Source organism: Micromonospora sp. WMMA1996 (assembly GCF_002573675.1).
Classification (GTDB): domain Bacteria; phylum Actinomycetota; class Actinomycetes; order Mycobacteriales; family Micromonosporaceae; genus Micromonospora; species Micromonospora sediminicola.
Genome location: NZ_PDHU01000010.1, coordinates 1 through 17,993 on the forward strand (window position 1 = coordinate 1; position 17,993 = coordinate 17,993).

Below are 17,993 nucleotides of genomic sequence, written 5' to 3' on the forward strand. Positions count from 1 at the left end.
TCGTGTCGGGTCGCGTCGTGGTCGAGGCGGAGCTGGACACCGGCGCGGTGGCCCGCCGGCTGCGGCGGGAGATCGCCGAGGTCTACGGCTACCCGAGTGAGATCCACGTGCTCGCCTCCGGCGGCCTGCGCAAGGGCAGCCACTTCATCGTGCGGGTGGTCAAGGACGGCGAGGCGCTCGCCCGGCAGACCGGCCTGCTGGACGTGCGCGGCCGCCCGGTGCGGGGCCTTCCGCCGCACGTGGTGGCGGCCAACGTGTGCTGCGCGGTGTCGGCCTGGCGGGGCGCGTTCATGGCGCACGGCTCGCTGACCGAGCCGGGCCGCTCCAGCGCGCTGGAGATCACCTGCCCGGGTCCGGAGTCGGCGCTGGCGCTGGTCGGCGCCGCCCGCCGGATCGGCATCACCGCGAAGAACCGCGAGGTGCGCGGCGTGGACCGGGTGGTGGTGAAGGACGGCGACGCGATCGCCGCGCTGCTCACCCGCATCGGCGCGCACTCCAGCGTGCTGGCCTGGGAGGAGCGTCGGGTCCGCCGGGCCAACCGGCTGGCCAACTTCGACGACGCGAACCTGCGCCGCTCGGCCCGCGCCGCGGTGGCCGCCGCCGCCCGGGTCACCCGGGCGCTGGAGATCCTCGCCGACGACGCCCCCAACCACCTGACCTCGGCCGGGCGGCTGCGGCTGGAGCACCGTCAGGCCTCCCTGGAGGAGTTGGGCGCGCTCGCCGAGCCGCCGCTGACCAAGGACGCCATCGCCGGCCGGATCCGCCGGCTGCTCGCGCTGGCCGACAAGCGGGCCCGCGACCTGGGCATCCCGGATACGGAAGCGGCCGTCACGCCCGACATGCTCGTGGTCTGATAGGACCGGTGAGGCGTCGAGCTGCGAGGGGGATCACCACCCGGCGCAGCACGGCGGCGCGCGCTCGGATAAGGTCGCTGCGTACGGCAAGGGGGCCGGCAAAGGCATCCCTCGCCGTGCTCACCGCCTCGGGCGGTCTGGTCTCCTGGGACCGCGGCGGGGTGGCCGAGATGAACCGTCAACGGCCGGCTCCACCGGTCGGCGAACAATCTCCGCCGGCCGGGCTCCGACGCCGGCGGACCAGAACGCGAGGAGATGGGACCTGTGACCATCCGGGTTGGCATCAACGGCTTCGGCCGGATCGGCCGTAACTTCTTCCGGGCAGTGCTGGCGTCCGGCGCTGACATCGAGATCGTGGCGGTCAACGACCTGACCGACAACGCGACGCTCGCGCACCTCGTCAAGTACGACAGCATCCTGGGCCGTCTCCCGCACGAGGTGAAGGCCAGCGCCGACGAGATCACCGTGGGTGGCAAGGCCATCAAGGTGTTCGAGGAGAAGGACCCCGGCAAGCTGCCGTGGGGCGAGCTCGGCGTCGACGTCGTCATCGAGTCCACCGGGTTCTTCACCGACGCCACCAAGGCGAAGGCGCACATCGACGGCGGGGCCAAGAAGGTCATCATCTCCGCGCCGGCGAAGAACGAGGACGTCACCGTGGTCATGGGCGTCAACCAGGACCAGTACGACCCGGCCAAGCACAACATCATCTCGAACGCGTCCTGCACCACGAACTGCCTGGCCCCGATGGCCAAGGTCCTGCAGGACACGTTCGGCATCACCAAGGGTCTGATGACCACCATCCACGCGTACACGCAGGACCAGAACCTGCAGGACGCGCCGCACAAGGACCTGCGCCGGGCCCGGGCCGCCGCGCTCAACATCGTGCCGACCTCGACCGGCGCCGCAAAGGCGATCGGCCTGGTGCTGCCGGAGCTGAAGGGCAAGCTGGACGGTTACGCGCTGCGGGTGCCGATCCCGACCGGCTCGGCCACCGACCTGACCGTCGAGGTCGGCCGGGAGACCACCGTGGACGAGGTCAACGCCGCGCTGAAGGCCGCCGCGGAGGGCCCGCTCAAGGGCGTCCTGGTCTACAACGAGGACCCGATCGTGTCCGCCGACATCGTCACCGACCCGGCGTCGTGCATCTTCGACGCGCCGCTGACCAAGGTGATCGGCAACCAGGTCAAGGTCGTCGGCTGGTACGACAACGAGTGGGGCTACTCCAACCGCCTCGTCGACCTGGTCAAGCTGGTCGGTTCCTCGCTGTGACAGGGATCCGCAACCTCGACGACCTGCTCGCCGAGGGGGTGTCGGGTCGGCGCGTGCTGGTGCGCGCCGACCTGAACGTCCCGCTCGACAAGCAGACCGGTGAGATCACCGACGACGGCCGGATCCGCGCCGTCCTGCCGACGCTGAGCGCGTTGGTGCAGGCCGGCGCGAAGGTGGTCGTCTGCTCGCACCTGGGCCGCCCGAAGGGCGCGCCGGACCCGCAGTTCAGCCTCCGTCCGGTCGCCGGCCGGCTCGGTGAGCTGCTCGGCGCCCCGGTGCACTTCGCCGAGGACACCGTCGGCGACTCGGCCCGGTCGACCGTGGCGGAGTTGGCCGACGGCCAGGTCGCCCTGCTGGAGAACCTGCGTTTCAACAAGGGCGAGACCAGCAAGGACGACACCGAGCGGGGCGCCTTCGCCGACCAGCTCGCCGCGCTCGGCGACGTGTACGTGGACGACGCGTTCGGCGCCGTGCACCGCAAGCACGCCAGTGTGCACGACGTGCCGGCGCGGCTGCCGCACGTCGCCGGCCGCCTGGTGCTGCGTGAGGTGGAGGTGCTCAGCCGGCTCACCGGCGACCCGGAGCGGCCCTACGTGGTGGTTCTGGGCGGCTCGAAGGTCTCCGACAAGCTGGCCGTGATCGAGGCGCTGCTGCCCACTGTCGACCGGCTGCTGATCGGTGGCGGGATGTGCTTCACCTTCCTCAAGGCCCAGGGCCACGAGGTGGGCACGTCGCTGCTGGAGGCGGACATGGTCGAGACCTGCCGCAACCTGATGGAACGCGCCCCGGGCAAGATCATGCTCCCGGTCGACGTGGTGGCCGCGGACGCCTTCGCCCCGGACGCCGCGCACGACACCGTGCCGGCCGACGGCATCCCCAGCCACCGGCTGGGGCTGGACATCGGCCCGGAGACGGTGGCCGGTTTCGCCGCCGCGCTGTCGCAGGCGAAGACCATCTTCTGGAACGGCCCGATGGGCGTGTTCGAGATGGCGGCGTTCGCGAACGGCACCCGCGGGGTGGCCGAGGCGATCACCAAGGCCGACGCGTTCAGCGTGGTCGGCGGCGGTGACTCGGCGGCGGCGGTGCGGGCGCTGGGCCTGGACGAGTCCTCGTTCGGGCACATCTCCACCGGCGGTGGCGCCTCCCTGGAATATCTGGAGGGCAAGACCCTCCCCGGCATCGCGGCCCTGGAGAACTGAATGGCGAGCACCACCCGCCGGCCGCTGATGGCCGGCAACTGGAAGATGAACTTGAACCACCTCGAGGCCAACCTGCTGGTGCAGAAGCTGGCCGCGAGCCTGAACGAGAAGCAGCTCACCGACGTCGAGTGCGTGGTGCTGCCGCCCTTCACCGACCTGCGTACCGTGCAGACGGCGGTGGACGGCGACAAGCTGCTGATCGGCTACGGCGCGCAGGACCTGTCGCCGTTCCAGTCGGGCGCCTACACCGGTGACATCGCCGGGCCGATGCTGGCCAAGCTGGGCTGCGGCTACGTGGTGGTCGGCCACTCCGAGCGGCGGCAGTACCACTACGAGGACGACGCGCTGGTCAACGCGAAGGTGGCGGCGGCGCTGGCGAACGGGCTCACCCCGATCCTGTGCATCGGCGAGGGCCTGGAGGTGCGCGAGCAGCTCCGTCAGGTGCCGCACTGCTGCGACCAGCTCGACGGCGCGCTGAAGGGGCTCACCGCCGAGCAGGTCACCAAGGTCGTCGTGGCGTACGAGCCGGTCTGGGCGATCGGCACCGGCAAGACGGCGACGCCGGAGGACGCCCAGGAGGTGTGCGGCGAGGTGCGCAAGCGGCTCGTCGAGACCTACGACGAGGCCACCGCGCAGCAGGTCCGGATCCTCTACGGCGGCTCGGTCAAGTCCTCGAACGTCGCCGCGATCATGGCGCAGCCGGACGTGGACGGGGCCCTGGTCGGGGGCGCCAGCCTGGACGCCGAGGAGTTCGCGAAGATCTGCCGGTTCCCGGAGCACACCGCCCGCTGATCGCTCGCTATCCTTGACGCTGCCCGTCCAGTGGTCGGTGCCGCTGTGCCCGACAGGTCCGGGCAGTGATCGTAACGAGAGGACTGACCCCCGCCATGCCGATCTGGTTCGCCTACACGATGATCACGTTGCTGGTCATCACCAGCGTGCTGCTCGTCCTGCTGATCCTCCTGCACCGCGGTAAGGGCGGCGGGTTGTCGAGCATGTTCGGCGGCGGCGTCAGCTCCAGCCTGGCCGGTTCGTCCGTGGCCGAGAAGAACCTCGACCGCTACACCGTCCTGGTGGGGATCGTCTGGTTCGCGTGCATCGTCGGGATCGGGCTCTGGCTCCGGCTCCAGATGAGCAGCGGCACCTGAGCGAGCGCCGAGAAGCGTACAATCTGCGCGCGGTCCGTCACGGACCGCGCGCAGTTTTGTTTCTCCGCCCGTCGCCCGGCGCCGACCCCCTCCGGCGCCGGTCCCCTCCGACGACAGGGAGCGAGCAACCGTGCCCAGCAACAACGTCATCCGCGGCACCCGGATCGGGTCCGCCCCCGAGCGTTTCGACCAGCGCACCGAACCGGCGCCGCGTCGGCCGGTCGTCTACTGGTGCCGCCACGGGCACCGGGTCGAGTTCCTGATCGCCGCCGAGGCGGAGACGCCCGCCTCGTGGGACTGCCCCCGCTGCGGCGAGCCGGCCGGCCCCGACCCGGGCAACCCGCCGGGCCGCACCCGCGCCGAGCCCTACAAGACCCACCTGGCGTACGTGCAGGAGCGGCGCACGCCGGAGGAGGGGGAGGCGCTGCTCGCCGAAGCCCTCGCCGCGCTGCGCCGCCGTCGCGGCCGCGCCTGAGCCCAGGCGTTAAGAAGGGGCCCCTTCTCTACCGGAGGCGTTAAGAAGGGGCCCTTCCTTACCGCTCAGCGCAGGCTGCGCGCGCGGGGCGGCACGTCGGCCGCCGCGGCCCGGTCCAGCAGCCAGAGGGTACGGGAGACACCCCGCACCCCCGCCGCCGGCAGTTGCCGGGATCCGGCCCCGGCCAGCGCCATGCCCACCGCCCGCGCCTTGTCCGCCCCGGCGGCGACCAGCCACACCTCCTCGGCCGTGTTGATCGCCGGCAGGGTCAGCGTGGTCCGCACCGGCGGCGGCTTCGGGCTGCCCCGCACCGCGCTGACCGGGCGGTTGTCGTGGTGCACCGGGTGCTCCGGGAACACCGACGCCACGTGCCCGTCCTCGCCCACGCCGAGCATCAGCACGTCGAAGTGGGGCAGGGTGGCGTGCCCCGGCCGGGCGGCGGCGGCCAGCTCCCGCGCGTACCCGGCGGCGGCCGCCTCCGGGTCGTCGCCGGCCGGACCGTCCGACGCCGGCATCGGGTGCACCCGGGCCGGGTCCAGCGGCACCGCGTCCAGCAGCGCCGCCCGGGCCTGGGTCTCGTTGCGCTCCGGGTCACCGGCCGGCAGGAACCGCTCGTCGCCCCACCACACGTCGACCCGGGACCAGTCCACGGCGTCCCGGGCGGGCAGCTGCCCGACCGCCCGGTAGACCGCCGCGGCGATCCGCCCGCCGGTCAGCACCACCGACGCCTGGCCCCGCTCGGCCTGCGCGTCGAGCAGCTTCACCACCAACCGGGCCGCCACCGCCTGCGCCAGCAGGTCGGGGTCGGCGTGTACGGCGACACTCGCCTCAGTCATCCGTGTGCTCTCTGTCCGACCGCCCCGCGGCGGTCACCTGTGCTGTCCGACCGCCCGGTCCGGGCGGTCACTCGTTCGCGGTCGCGCCCGCGTGCGCGGTCACGCCGGCCTCGGCCCGTCGGGCGGTGGCCGGGTCCTTCCACACGTGCACCCGCTGCGCCGGGCGCTGGTCCAGCCCGGCCAGGCCGGCCGCCGCGCCGAGCGCCTCGGCGTACACCTGGTCGGCGTCGAGCCGGCGCAGCTCCTCGGCCAGCTCGTCGCCGAGCGGCCGACGGACCAGCGGCAGCGTCCGGTCCTCCTGCCCGGTGCGGCGGAAGACGGCGATGCTGTCGTCCCGGGTCAGCGTCAGCTCGTCGCCGTTGGCGCAGCGCAGCTGCACCTCCCGCATCCGGGGGAACTCGTCGGTGTGCTCCCAGGCCGGGTCGATGCCGAGGCGGGCGTTGAGCCAACCGCGCATCAGCGCCGCCGTGGGGTCGGTGCGCGGCGCCACCACCGTCGCCTCGGTGACCCGGGCCTGGGTGGTGTCGAACGCGCCCGCGACGAGCGTGCGCCACGGGGTGATCCGGGTCCAGGCCAGGTCGGTGTCGCCCGGGGCGTAGTCGTGGGCCCGCTGCTTCAGCGCGGCGATCGGGTCGGCGGCCTGCGCGGAGTCGGTGATCCGCCGGTCGGCCACCACGCCGAGGAAGTCGGTGGCGATCTCCTCCGGCGGCTCGCCGTGCCACCAGGTCACCACCGGCACGTCCGGCACCAGCAGCGGCATCACCACCGACTCGGCGTGCAGCGCGAGCCGGCCGTACATCCGGGTCACCACCGCCTCGCACGGCCCGAGCCGGCCGCCGACGACGATCTCCGCGTCCAGCCGGTTGCGGTCCCGCTCGACGTCGGAGCGGACCACCACGAGCAGCCGGCAGGGGTGCGCGGCGGCGGCGATGGTGGCTGCCGCCTCGGCCTCCCGGACCCGCTTCTCGTCCACCACGACGATCAGCGTGAGCGCCATGCCGCTGGCCACCCCGCCCGCGCTGCGTCGCTCCGCGGCCAGCGCCTTGACCACCTCGTTGCCGGTGGTGTCCCACAACCCGATCATGCTCTTCTCCAAGCCCGGCCCTCGGCGGCCAGCATCTCGTCGGCGGCCCGGGGGCCCCACTCACCGGCCCGGTACGGCTCCGGCGTCGTGCCCTCCCAGGCGTGCTCCAGCGGGTCGACCACCTGCCAGCTCTGCTCGACCTCGGCGGCGTCGGGGAACAGCGTCCGGTCGCCGATGAGCACGTCCAGCACCAGCCGCTCGTACGCCTCCGGGCTGGACTCGGTGAACGCCTCGCCGTACTGGAAGTCCATCGCGATGTCGCGGACCTCCATCGTGGTGCCCGGCACCTTGGAGCCGAACTTCAGCACCACGCCCTCGTCCGGCTGCACCCGGATGACGAGCTGGTTGGGGCCGAGGGACTCCATGTCCGCGGCGTTGAACGGCAGGTGCGGCGCCTTCTTGAACATGATGGCCACCTCGGTGACCCGGCGGGGGAGGCGCTTGCCGGCCCGGATGTAGAACGGCACCCCGGCCCAGCGCCGGTTCTGGATGCCCAGCTTCACCGCCACGTACGTCTCGGTGGTGGAACCCTCCGGGACGCCCTCCTCCTCCAGGTAGCCCTTGGCCCGCTCGCCGCCCACCCAGCCGGGCAGGTACTGGCCGCGCACGGTGTCCCGGGAGACGTCCCGGGGGACCGTGATGGCCTTGAGCACCTTGAGCTTCTCGGCCCGGATCTCGTCGGCGTCGAAGCTGGTCGGCTCCTCCATGGCCACCAGCGCGAGCAGCTGGAGCAGGTGGTTCTGGAGCACGTCGCGGGCGGTGCCGACGGAGTCGTAGAACGCGGCCCGGGTGCCGATGCCGACGTCCTCGGCCATGGTGATCTGCACCGAGTCGACGTACTTGGAGTTCCAGAGCGGCTCGAACAGGTTGTTGGCGAACCGCAGGGCGAGGATGTTCTGGACCGTCTCCTTGCCCAGGTAGTGGTCGATCCGGAACACGTCCTGGCTGGTGAAGACGTCGTCGACCAGGTCGTTGAGCGCCTTGGCCGACGGCAGGTCGTTGCCGAACGGCTTCTCCACCACCACCCGACGCCAGCCGCCGGACTTCGCGTTGTCCGCCATGCCGGTGCGGGCGAGCTGCTTGAGCACCACCGGGAAGGCCGCCGGCGGGATGGAGAAGTAGAAGGCGGCGTTGCCGGCGATGCCGTGCGAGTCGCGCAGTTCGTCCAGCGTGCCGGCGAGCTGGTCGAACGCGGCGTCGTCGTCGAACGAGCCGCCGACGAACTTGATGTTGCCGGCCAGCCGGGCCCACACCTCCTCCCGCCACGGGGTGCGGGCGTGCTTCTTGGCCGCGTCGTGGGCGACCGACTCGAAGTCCCCGTCGCCCCAGTCCCGGCGGGCGAAGCCGAGGACCACGAAACCGGGCGGCAGCAGCCCCCGGTTGGCCAGGTCGTAGACCGCCGGCAGCAGCTTCTTCCGGGCCAGGTCCCCGGTGACCCCGAAGATCACCAGGGCGCACGGCTCGGGGATCCGCGGCAGCCGCCGGTCCTGGGGGTCGCGCAGTGGGTTCACCGGGCCACCTCCTCCTGCATCTCGGTCGGCTGATTCCAGGTCATTGATCGTCACGTGCGTGTCCGTCCGGCCGTATCCAGCAGTTGGGCGACGCCCGCCGCCCGCTCGGTCAGGTGCAGTCGCAGCACCGGTCGCTCCCGGCCGGCCAGAGCCCGCCGGTCGCCGGCGGCCCGGGCCGCCTGAAGTTCCGCGAAGGTGTACGGGCGACCGGGCACCGGCAGATCATCGGTGACCGCACCGGTGATCAGCAGGTGCCGGCCGCGCGCGTCGGTGGCGCCCGGGCGACGTGACCCCCACCCGAGGGTGACCGGTCGACCGGTGGTGCGGGCCAGCAGCGGGCGCAGCCCGGTCACCGCCGCGTCGGCCCGCCGGTCGAGGTAGGCGGTCACCGCGAGGTGCTCGTCCTCCCTCAGCCCGGCGCAGAGCCAGCGGAGCGCGCCGGCCAGGTCGGCGGGCGCGCCGGTCGGGGCGTACACCTCGATCGCGCCCTCGACGGACGACGGCGGCCCGGCGTCCGGCGCCGGCTCGTCGTCGCCGGCCGGGTCCGCCGGCTCGGCGAACGGGTCGACCCGCAGCGCCACGGCGGCGATCGCCGCGGCGTACTCCCAGGTGAGGAAGTGGGCGCCGAGCGGACCGTTGACCGCGACGTCGGCGTCGACGCCGGGCGCGACGCCCGCGCCGAGGGCCCCGCCGAGGCCGACCGTCAGCACGCCCGCCCCGGTGGCGCCGGGAGCGTCGGGGGATTCCGCCGCCACCGGCAGCACGCGCCCGCCGGTGGCGGCGGCGAGCAACGCGGCGGCCCAGTGGCGCAGCCCGTCCAGGCCGGTGCCGTCGGGCACCAGCGCGACGGTGGCCCGACCGTGCTCCGCCGCCCCGGCCAGGGCCGCGCCCAGGGCCAGGCCGGGATTGTCCCGGTCCCGGTCGAGCGCGCCGGCCAGCGCCGCCGCCTCGTCCAGCAGTTCGATCACCGGCGCGCCCGCGAGCGCCGCCGGAACCAGGCCGAACGCGGTGAGCGCGGTCCAGTGCCCGGCCACCTCCGGATCGGCCGGAATCACCACCGCGCCCAGCTCGTCGGCGAGCGCCTCCAGCGGGGAGCCGGGCGCGGTGACCACCACGACGTGCCGGGCGGCCTCCGGGCCGGAGTCGTCCCAGGCCGCCCGCCAGACCCGCAGGTGCGCGTCGGCGGTCCGGTCCAGGCCGTGCCGTCCGGCGAGCACCAGCACGGTACGCGCCGGCCGGTCGGCCACGGCCGCGCGGACCGGGCCCGGATCGGCGGTGTCGAGGACGGTCAGCGGCCGGCCCAGGCAGCCGGCGATCACCTCGGCGGCGAGCGTCAGGTCAGGGTCGCCGGCGAGCACCACGTGGTCCAGGTCGCCCAGCTCGGCGGTCAACTCGGCGAGTTGGGGGAGCAGGTCGCGGCTGCGGCAGTGGGTGTCCAGCCAGCCGAGCCGGGTGCGCGCCGCCGCTTCGGCCCCGGGGCCCCAGAGGGCCGGGTCCTGGGCGGCGAGCCGCGCGGGGACGTCGTGGGCGACCAGCGCGGCGCGCGCGGACCGGTCGACCGCGTCCGCGCCGTGCACGGCCAGGCCGGCGGCGACGTCCGCCGGCCCGGCCAACAGGTCGCTCACGGTGCCACCCCGGCCCGCAGACGCGGCTCGCTCCTCGCGCTCACGTCCTCACCTCATCGATTCCACGGTACGGCGGCGGGACGCGCCCCGGGGCGGGACCCCGGGACGCGTCGGACGCCGTCGGTCACGCGTTCCCGCCGGCCTGCTGGGCGGCCTGCGCGTTGTCCCCCGCGGCCCGGTGCGGGCGGTCCGCGCCCTTGGCCGCCTCGGCGAGGGACTTCTTGACCCCCTCGAGCAGCTCCAGCCAGCTGGCCTCGAACTTCTCCACGCCCTCCTTCTCCAGGGTGGCGATCACGTCGGCCAGGTCGACACCGACGGACTCCAGGTCGGCGAAGACCTGCCGCGCGTCGTCGTACGCGCCGGTGATCGTGTCGGCCTGCGTCTCGCCGTGGTCGGCGTAGGCGTGGATGACCGGCTCCGGCATGGTGTTGACCGTGCCCGGCGCGATCAGCTCCTCGACGTAGATGACGTCCCGGTAGTCCGGGTTCTTCGTCGAGGTGGAGGCCCACAGCGGGCGCTGCGGGTGGGCGCCGGCGTCGGCCAGCTTCTGCCAGCGGGCGGAGGAGAAGACCTCGCCGTACCGCTCGTAGGCCAGCCGGGCGTTGGCCACCGCGGCCTTGCCGCGCAGCGCCTTCGCCTGGTCGGAGCCGATCTTCTCCAGCCGCTTGTCCACCTCGCTGTCGACCCGGGAGACGAAGAACGAGGCGACCGAGCCGATCTTCGACAGGTCGTGCCCGTTGGCCTGCGCCTGCTCCAGGCCGGCCAGGAACGCCTCCATCACCTGCGAGTAGCGGTCCAGGCCGAAGATCAGCGTGACGTTGACGCTGATCCCCTCGGCCAGCGTCCTGGTGATCGCCGGCAGGCCCTCCTCGGTCGCCGGGATCTTGATGAAGAGGTTCGGCCGGTCGACCAGCCACCACAGCGCCTTGGCCTCGGCGGCGGTCTTGTCCGCGTCGTGCGCCGAGCGCGGGTCGACCTCGATCGACACCCGGCCGTCCACGCCGGCGCTGGCGTCGTACGAGGGGCGCATCACGTCGCAGGCCCACCGCACGTCGTACGTGGTGAGCATGCGGACCGCCTCCTCGACGTCCACGTCGCGGATGGCCAGGTCACGCAGCTGCCAGTCGTACTCGTCGGCGTCGCTCAGCGCCTTGGCGAAGATCGTCGGGTTGGTGGTCACGCCGGCCACGTGGCTCTCCCGGCGCAGCTTGTCCAGCCCGCCGGAGGTCAGTCGTACCCGGGAAAGATCGTCGAGCCAGATCGCCACCCCGGCGTTCTGGAGCTCGCTCAGCCTGTCCGTCATGCCGTCCACGCTCCCCTCAGTTGCCGGTCGTGAAACCGGTGATGTCGCCCACCCGGGTGAGCGCCGCGTGCGCGGCGGCCACGATCCGGTCGGGGGTGAACCCGAACTGCTCGAAGAGCACGGTGTAGGGCGCGCTGGCGCCGTAGTGCTCGATGCTCACGCACTCGCCGCTGTCGCCGACGATCGCCCGCCACGACATCGCGATGCCCGCCTCCACGCTCACCCGTGCCTTTACCCCGCGCGGCAGAACCGACTCCCGGTACGCCTCGTCCTGCTCGTAGAACCACTCCTGGCAGGGCATCGAGACGACCCGGGTGGGGGTGCCGTCGGCCTCCAGCCGCTCCCGCGCGGTGAGGCAGAGCTGCACCTCGGAGCCGGTGCCGACGAGGATCACCTGGGGCTTGCCGTTGGACGCCTCGGCCAGCACGTAGCCGCCCTTGGCGGTGCCCTCGGCGGAGCCGAACTCGCTGCGGTCGATGGTCGGCAGCGCCTGCCGGCTCAGCGCCAGCGCGGTCGGCCGGTCGGTGTGCTCCAGCGCCTGCCGCCACGCCCACGCGGTCTCGTTGGCGTCGGCCGGGCGGACCACGTCCAGGCCGGGGATGGCCCGCAGCGCGGTCAGGTGCTCGATCGGCTGGTGCGTCGGGCCGTCCTCGCCGAGGCCGATCGAGTCGTGCGTCCAGACGTAGGTCACCGGCAGCTTCATCAGCGCGGCCAGCCGCACCGCCGGGCGCATGTAGTCGCTGAACACCAGGAACGTGCCGCCGTACGGACGGGTGCCGCCGTGCAGCGCGATGCCGTTGAGGATCGAGCCCATCGCGTGCTCGCGGATGCCGAAGTGCAGCGTGCGGCCGTACTCGTCGCCCGGGAAGTCCTTGGTGGCGTGCGCCGCCGGGACGAAGGACGGCTCGCCCTTCATGGTGGTGTTGTTGCTCTCGGCCAGGTCGGCCGAGCCGCCCCACAGCTCGGGCAGCACCGGGGCGAGGGCCTCCAGGACCTTGCCGGACGCGGCCCGGGTGGCGACGCCCTTGGCGTCCGCCGGGAAGGCGGGCAGCGCGTCGGTCCAGCCGGTCGGCAGCGTACGGGTGGCCATCCGGTCCCACAGCGCCTTGCGCTCCGGGTTGGCCTGCGCCCAGGCGTCGAACCCGGTGGTCCACTCCGCCTGCGCCTGCGCGCCGCGCTCCAGCACCTGGCGGGCGTGCTTGAGCACCTCCTCGTCGACCTGGAAGCTCTGCTGCGGGTCGAAGCCGAGGATCTCCTTGGTGGCCTTGACCTCGTCCGCGCCGAGCGCCGAGCCGTGGATCTTGCCGGTGTTCTTCTTGTTCGGCGCGGGCCAGCCGATGATCGTGCGCAGCGCGATGAACGACGGCCGGTCGGTCTCCGCCCGGGCGGCCAGCAGCGCCTGGTAGAGCGCCTCCACGTCCTCGTGGTAGTCGCCCTGGTCGGCGTCGCCGCTGCGCCAGTCGACGGTCTGCACGTGCCAGCCGTACGCCTCGTAGCGGGCCGCCACGTCCTCGCTCTTGGCGATCCGGGTGTCGTCCTCGATCGAGATCTCGTTGTCGTCGTAGATCACGCAGAGGTTGCCGAGCTGCTGGTGGCCCGCGAGCGCGCTGGCCTCGTGGGTGATGCCCTCCTCGATGTCCCCGTCGGAGGCGATGCACCAGATGTCGTGGCGGAACGGCGAGTCGGCGCGGTCCGGCTCGGGGTCGAACAGACCCCGCTCGCGGCGCGCCGCCATGGCCATGCCGACCGCGTTGCCGAGGCCCTGGCCGAGCGGGCCGGTGGTGGTCTCCACACCGGGGGTGTGGCCGTGCTCCGGGTGGCCCGGGGTGAGCGAGCCCCACTGGCGCAGCGCCTTGAGGTCGTCCAGCGCCAGCGGGTAGCCGGAGAGGAAGAGCTGGATGTAGAGGGTCAGGCTGGAGTGCCCGGCGGAGAGCACGAACCGGTCCCGGCCGGGCCAGTTCGGGTCGGCCGGGTTGTGCCGCATGACCCGGTTGAAGAGCAGGTACGCCGCCGGGGCGAGGCTCATCGCCGTGCCCGGGTGGCCGTTGCCGGATTTCTCCACGGCGTCCATGGCCAGCACGCGGACCGTGTCGACGGCCCTGCGGTCGAGGTCGGACCAGTGGAGAGCGGGAAGCTCGGGTCGTTTCGCAGCCACGTTGATGTGCTCCTCGGCAGATGGGCGGAACCCTCACTGATGACCCTATCGAGCGTCGCTAAACGTCCGCCCGGGGATCTCGGCATGCTGTTCTCTACGGTTCCGGCCCGATCGGGCGTTCAACCCCGGGTGTGACGGCCCGCACCGTTGCCGGGTCTGCGGGGCAGCCAAAACGACGACGCGTAGTGTGTGGGGCGGTGTGTGGGCCCGGACGGGTCCGGGCCGACCGACCTCCCCCGCCGATGCCGGAAGGTGGCAATCCGTGAGCATGATCACCGAGCGCCCCGTCAGCAACCCTGCCGGGCAGTCGCCGGTGGGCACGGTGGCGGAGGCGCCGGCGACCGGGCGGCGGGACGTACGGGCCGTGGTGGCCGCGTACGTGGCGCTGACCAAGCCGCGGATCGTCGAGCTGCTGCTGGTCACCACCGTGCCGGCGATGATGCTGGCGGACGGCGGGATGCCGTCGTTGTGGCTGGTGGCCGTGGTGCTGGTGGGCGGCTCGCTCGCCGCCGGCGCGGCCAGCGTGCTCAACTGCTACATCGACCGGGACATCGACCAGTTGATGCGGCGGACCAAGCGTCGGCCGCTGCCCGCGCACACCGTGTCGCCGCGCAGCGCGCTGGTCTTCGGTCTGGTGCTGGCGGCGGTCTCGGTGGCGCTGATGGCGGCGACCACCAACTGGCTGGCGGCCGGCCTGACGCTGGCCGCGATCGCCTACTACGACCTGGTCTACACGCTCTGGCTGAAGCGGACCACGGCCGCCAACACGTTCTGGGGCGGCGTCTGCGGGGCCGCGCCGGTGCTGATCGGCTGGGCCGCGGTCACCGGCTCGCTGTCCCCGGCCGCCTGGGGCCTGTTCGCGGTGGTCTTCTTCTGGCAGATGCCGCACTTCTACGCGCTGGCCATCAAGTACAAGGACGACTACGCGCGGGCCGGCATCCCGATGCTGCCGGTGGTGGCGTCGGTCCGGCGGGTCAACGCCGAGATCATCGGGTTCTCCTGGCTGACGCTGCTCTCCTCGCTGGCGGTCTGGCCGCTCGGCATGAGCCCGATCTACGGCGTGACCGCGCTGGTCGTCGGCGGGATCTTCGTGGTCGAGGCGCACAAGCTGTGCCGGCGCGCGACGCGCGGCGAGGCGGTCAAGCCGATGCGGCTGTTCCACTGGTCGACCACCTACCTCACCATCCTCTTCGCCGCCGTGGCCCTCGACGCCCTGCTCTGACCCGGCGCTTCCGGCACGTCTTCTCGTCCCGCTGGGGACACCACCCTTACCGCGTGATCACCGCACGGGTCCGGCTCTTTGACCCGGGTGGATGGTTTCCGCACGTGAGGCGGTTCATCAGAAATTTTTTCCGAGTCCACCGGACGGGGCCAACCGGGACAGAGTGTGACTATCTCACCCGCCGGTTTCGCCCGGATATAAGCGACAAGAGCGCTCAAATTACCTGTGGTTCTCCTTAAACCAATGGGTAATTGGCATCACATTCAGTTCATCGTTCTCGCACATCCGGGTGGAACTCTGCTTAGGCTTCGCGTCATGGCAGATGGTTCCGATACGACGCTGACGGCTGACAAGACCGCGGAGCAGGCCCCCAACGGCCTGGTCGCGGGCATCAAGTCGTTCGCCGCCGGGCACGGCGGCGCGAAGGCGGTCATCGAGTACGTCGGCAAGCGCGGCGCACGGATCGTCCTCGTGGGTTCCGACGGGGTGTGGGCCGACCAGTTCGCCGACGGCACGGACGTCGCGCGGCAGGCCTGCGCCAAGGCCGGAGTCGACGTCGAGAACGCCTGGGAGCGTGAGCTGATGGACCAGATGCGTCCGAGCAACGACCTCTGGCGGTCGATGGCCCGGCGCACGATGGCCCGTTGACATAACCGCATGACCGCACACCACCAGTCGACCCGGGGGAAACCCCGGGTCGCTCTCGTCACCTGTGCCGCGCTGCCCGACCTCGACCCGGACGACCGGCTCGCGCTCGCCCCGCTCGACGCCCGCGGCGTCACCGCGGAGATCGCGGTCTGGGACGACCCGACCGTCGACTGGACCGGCTACGAGCTGGTCGTCCTCCGCTCGCCGTGGGACTACGCGCTGCGCCGGGACGAGTTCGTGGCCTGGGCCCGCACCGTCCCGGCCCTGGCCAACCCGGCCGACGTGGTCGCCTGGAACACCGACAAGCGCTACCTGGCCGAGCTGTCCGCCGCCGGCGCGCCCATCGTGCCGACCGCCTGGGTGGCACCGGGGGAGAGCTGGACGCCGCCAGCCGACGGCGAGCACGTGATCAAACCGGCGGTCAGCGCGGGCAGCCAGGACACCGGGCGCTACGACCTGACCGACCCGGAACACCGGCAGCTGGCGTCGGCGCACGTGCGGCGTCTCGGCGACGCCGGGCGGATCGCCATGGTCCAGCCCTACCTGGACGCGGTGGACACCGCCGGCGAGACGGCGCTGCTCTTCCTGGCCGGCCCCGACGGCCTCGCGTTCAGCCACGCGATCCGCAAGGGCCCGATGTTGACCGGCCCCGACCTCGGCGAGGCCGCGCTCTACAAGGAGGAGCGGATCGACGCCCGCACCGCCACCGCGGAGCAGCGGGCGGTCGCCGAGAAGGTCCTGGCCGCCGTCCCCGGCGGCGCCGACCGGCTGCTCTACGCCCGGGTCGACCTGATCCCCGGCCCGGCCGGCACGCCCGTGCTGGTGGAGCTGGAGCTGACCGAGCCGAGCCTGTTCGTCGGCCACGCCGACGGCGCGCCGGAGCGGCTCGCCGAGGCGGTCGTCGCCCACCTGGCCCGCCGACCCTGATCAGCCGCCCGGGGGCCGTCAGTCGCGGTCGGTGTGGTTCCGGTCCCACCGACCGCCGATCGGCGGCGTGTCCAGCCGCAGGGCGGCCCGGGTCCCGGCCAGGTCGTTGTCCTCGACGGCGCAGGAGACGCAACTGCCCGCCTCGGTGACCCACAGCCCGTAGGTCTGGCTGTCGGCGTCCCGGTGCCAGATCCGGTTGTTCCGCACGGTGGCGGAGTCGAACGGGGCGGCGATGGTGATCCCGGCGCAGGCGGGCGGCCCGTCGGGCAGCTCGTACGCCGCGCCGGGCTCCGGGACCGCCTCGTTCCACCCGGTCATGCCGTCCGGCCGCACCTCGGCCAGGGAGAGCCGGTTGCCGGTGTTGTCGGCGACCACCGCGTCGCGGGAGTCGACCCGGACGACCTTGCCCCGGTGGCCGCCGTCCGGCCAGTCCGCCGCGCCGTCGGTGACCTCGCGCGGGCCGTAGCGCACCGCCTCACCGGAGCCCCGATGGGCCGGCGCGGAGCGGCGGCCGTTGTCCCGGATGCGGTTGCCCACGATCGAGGCGTCGAGCATCGGCCGGTCGATCCGGATCCCGTCCAGCGCGTTCTCCCGGATGTCGTTGCCCTCGATCACCACGTCCGCGGCCGCGCCCCGGTAGCCGTGGCCCAGGTCGTGCTCGTGGTAGCCGTACCCGCCGTTGTTGCTGATCCGGTTGCCCTGCACCGCGTACGGCCCGGGGGTGTTGCCCATGCTGATGCCGTCGCCGACGTTGCAGTCGATCACGTTGCCGGTGAGCAGGCCGCCGCGTCCGGCGATGCCGGCGGTGCCGTTGGCCGAGACGTCGAAGCCCGCCTCCAGGTTGTTGGTCATGGTGCAGCCGGAGACGATCAAGCCGTCCGCGCCCCAGTCCGAGATGCCGAACCGGTTGGCTTGGCTGTGGCAGCCGATGATGCGGATGCCGCGCGGCGGCTCCCAGTAGTCCTTCTGCAGCTCCAGGAAGATTCCGTTGGTGCCGTTGCCGACGGTGGTGCAGTTTGCGATGGTGAGGCGCTCCACGTCGCCCCAGCCGCCGATGCCGACGCCGATCCCCGCACCGCCCCACTGCTGGCCGTTGTCCAGTCGGCCGCAACCCACCACGACCACCCCGTCGATCAGGCTGTCCTGGAGGAAGTCACAGCCCAGGCCGGTGGCCCCGGTGTGGTGGATGTACAGGTTGCGGAACACGCCCCGGACGACGTACTGCAGGCCGAGGCCCTTGGCCAGGTAGTCGTACGCGGTCTGGGCCACCCCGGAACCGTCGATCTCGAAGTCGGCGAAGGTGCAGTCCGCGATGTGCCGCTGCCGGTCCGCGCCGTGCTGCACGGTGGTCCAGTAGGCGAGCGGGACCGGGGCGGCGCGGTTGCCCTCGTTGCTGAGCAGGAAGCGGGTGGCCGCCGAGCCGGCGCCGATCAGGGAGACGCCGCTGCGCCAGACGGTGCCGGCGTCGCGGATCGAGTAGAGGCCCGGCGGGCAGTAGATCACCCGGGCCCGGCCGTCGGCGTCGTAGCCGGCGCCGAGGCGGTCGACCAGCGCTGCCAGGGCCGGCTGGTCGTTGGTCACCCCGTCGCCGGTGAGCCCGAACTCGCGGGCGTCGCACCACAGCGGGGCGCCGGCCACCGGGGTCATCCGCTGCGGGGTGGTCGTGGCAAGGCCCTTGCGCGACACCGGGAGCTCCCCTCGGGCGTACGGTCCGTGGTCCGGACCGCTTTCCCGCTC

General features: G+C 72.8%; 16 protein-coding genes. 9 read left to right on the forward strand and 7 right to left on the reverse strand.

Translation table 11 applies throughout. The annotated features are described in order from the left end of the window. From whiA to COO58_RS29515, 6 genes are all read left to right on the forward strand, one after another. A partial coding sequence (gene whiA, locus COO58_RS29490; protein ID WP_141561969.1) for a DNA-binding protein WhiA occupies nucleotides 1-854 on the forward strand: 854 nt, incomplete at its 5' end. A 264-nt stretch (nucleotides 855-1,118) separates the two neighbouring features. Beyond that, on the forward strand, nucleotides 1,119-2,123 hold the full coding sequence (gene gap, locus COO58_RS29495) for a type I glyceraldehyde-3-phosphate dehydrogenase (protein WP_091573399.1): 1,005 nt from the start codon (nucleotides 1,119-1,121) through the stop codon (nucleotides 2,121-2,123). A gap of 5 nt (nucleotides 2,124-2,128) precedes the next feature. After that, on the forward strand, nucleotides 2,129-3,322 hold the full coding sequence (gene pgk / locus COO58_RS29500; protein WP_091577230.1) for a phosphoglycerate kinase: 1,194 nt from the start codon (nucleotides 2,129-2,131) through the stop codon (nucleotides 3,320-3,322). Continuing rightward, entirely contained in the window at nucleotides 3,323-4,114 is a 792-nt protein-coding gene (tpiA, locus tag COO58_RS29505; protein WP_098748182.1) for a triose-phosphate isomerase, read from the forward strand. 95 nt (nucleotides 4,115-4,209) lie between these two features. Continuing rightward, nucleotides 4,210-4,470, forward strand: a complete 261-nt coding sequence (secG, locus tag COO58_RS29510; RefSeq protein ID WP_091573401.1) for a preprotein translocase subunit SecG — start codon at nucleotides 4,210-4,212, stop codon at nucleotides 4,468-4,470. 130 nt (nucleotides 4,471-4,600) lie between these two features. Beyond that, nucleotides 4,601-4,945, forward strand: a complete 345-nt coding sequence (locus COO58_RS29515) for an RNA polymerase-binding protein RbpA (RefSeq protein WP_091573402.1) — start codon at nucleotides 4,601-4,603, stop codon at nucleotides 4,943-4,945. A 65-nt stretch (nucleotides 4,946-5,010) separates the two neighbouring features. Here COO58_RS29515 and pgl read toward each other — a convergent pair whose 3' ends face one another. The 6 genes from pgl to tkt form a co-directional block, all read right to left on the reverse strand. Next, entirely contained in the window at nucleotides 5,011-5,781 is a 771-nt protein-coding gene (gene pgl / locus COO58_RS29520) for a 6-phosphogluconolactonase (protein WP_098748183.1), read from the reverse strand. Nucleotides 5,782-5,848: 67 nt separating this feature from the next. Continuing rightward, the gene (locus tag COO58_RS29525; RefSeq protein ID WP_091573404.1) at nucleotides 5,849-6,865 is read right to left on the reverse strand and encodes a glucose-6-phosphate dehydrogenase assembly protein OpcA; all 1,017 of its coding nucleotides are present in this window, start codon (nucleotides 6,863-6,865) and stop codon (nucleotides 5,849-5,851) included. Further along, entirely contained in the window at nucleotides 6,862-8,376 is a 1,515-nt protein-coding gene (zwf, locus tag COO58_RS29530; protein WP_098748185.1) for a glucose-6-phosphate dehydrogenase, read from the reverse strand. The genes COO58_RS29525 and zwf overlap by 4 nt, the downstream gene beginning before the upstream one ends. A 50-nt stretch (nucleotides 8,377-8,426) precedes the next feature. Further along, a complete protein-coding gene (locus tag COO58_RS29535; RefSeq protein ID WP_098748187.1) occupies nucleotides 8,427-10,001 on the reverse strand; it encodes a glucose-6-phosphate isomerase in 1,575 nt (524 codons plus the stop codon). A 124-nt stretch (nucleotides 10,002-10,125) separates the two neighbouring features. Beyond that, nucleotides 10,126-11,304, reverse strand: a complete 1,179-nt coding sequence (tal, locus tag COO58_RS29540) for a transaldolase (protein WP_091577232.1) — start codon at nucleotides 11,302-11,304, stop codon at nucleotides 10,126-10,128. Nucleotides 11,305-11,320: 16 nt separating this feature from the next. After that, on the reverse strand, nucleotides 11,321-13,459 hold the full coding sequence (gene tkt / locus COO58_RS29545) for a transketolase (protein ID WP_098748188.1): 2,139 nt from the start codon (nucleotides 13,457-13,459) through the stop codon (nucleotides 11,321-11,323). Between the two features lie 262 nt (nucleotides 13,460-13,721). Between tkt and COO58_RS29550 the strand changes: the two genes are divergently transcribed. From COO58_RS29550 to COO58_RS29560, 3 genes are all read left to right on the forward strand, one after another. Further along, complete coding sequence (locus COO58_RS29550) at nucleotides 13,722-14,681, forward strand: heme o synthase (RefSeq protein ID WP_091573408.1); 960 nt, start codon at nucleotides 13,722-13,724, stop codon at nucleotides 14,679-14,681. Between the two features lie 315 nt (nucleotides 14,682-14,996). Beyond that, a complete protein-coding gene (locus tag COO58_RS29555) occupies nucleotides 14,997-15,329 on the forward strand; it encodes a hypothetical protein (RefSeq protein WP_013287454.1) in 333 nt (110 codons plus the stop codon). Nucleotides 15,330-15,338: 9 nt separating this feature from the next. Further along, complete coding sequence (locus COO58_RS29560) at nucleotides 15,339-16,256, forward strand: RimK family alpha-L-glutamate ligase (protein WP_098748190.1); 918 nt, start codon at nucleotides 15,339-15,341, stop codon at nucleotides 16,254-16,256. An 18-nt stretch (nucleotides 16,257-16,274) separates the two neighbouring features. On the opposite strand, the gene COO58_RS29565 is transcribed toward COO58_RS29560, so the two are convergent. Then, a complete protein-coding gene (locus tag COO58_RS29565) occupies nucleotides 16,275-17,942 on the reverse strand; it encodes a right-handed parallel beta-helix repeat-containing protein (RefSeq protein ID WP_098748191.1) in 1,668 nt (555 codons plus the stop codon). Nucleotides 17,943-17,993 lie beyond the last annotated feature (51 nt).

What these genes read in the sequence shown, in the direction of transcription:
- tpiA (WP_098748182.1), top strand. Translation starts at nt 3,323, where the DNA reads ATGGCGAGCACCACCCGCCGGCCGCTGATGGCCGGCAACTGGAAGATG.
- secG (WP_091573401.1), top strand. Translation starts at nt 4,210, where the DNA reads ATGCCGATCTGGTTCGCCTACACGATGATCACGTTGCTGGTCATCACC.
- pgl (WP_098748183.1), bottom strand. Translation starts at nt 5,781, where the DNA reads ATGACTGAGGCGAGTGTCGCCGTACACGCCGACCCCGACCTGCTGGCG.
- COO58_RS29525 (WP_091573404.1), bottom strand. Translation starts at nt 6,865, where the DNA reads ATGATCGGGTTGTGGGACACCACCGGCAACGAGGTGGTCAAGGCGCTG.
- tal (WP_091577232.1), bottom strand. Translation starts at nt 11,304, where the DNA reads ATGACGGACAGGCTGAGCGAGCTCCAGAACGCCGGGGTGGCGATCTGG.
- COO58_RS29555 (WP_013287454.1), top strand. Translation starts at nt 14,997, where the DNA reads ATGGCAGATGGTTCCGATACGACGCTGACGGCTGACAAGACCGCGGAG.
- COO58_RS29560 (WP_098748190.1), top strand. Translation starts at nt 15,339, where the DNA reads ATGACCGCACACCACCAGTCGACCCGGGGGAAACCCCGGGTCGCTCTC.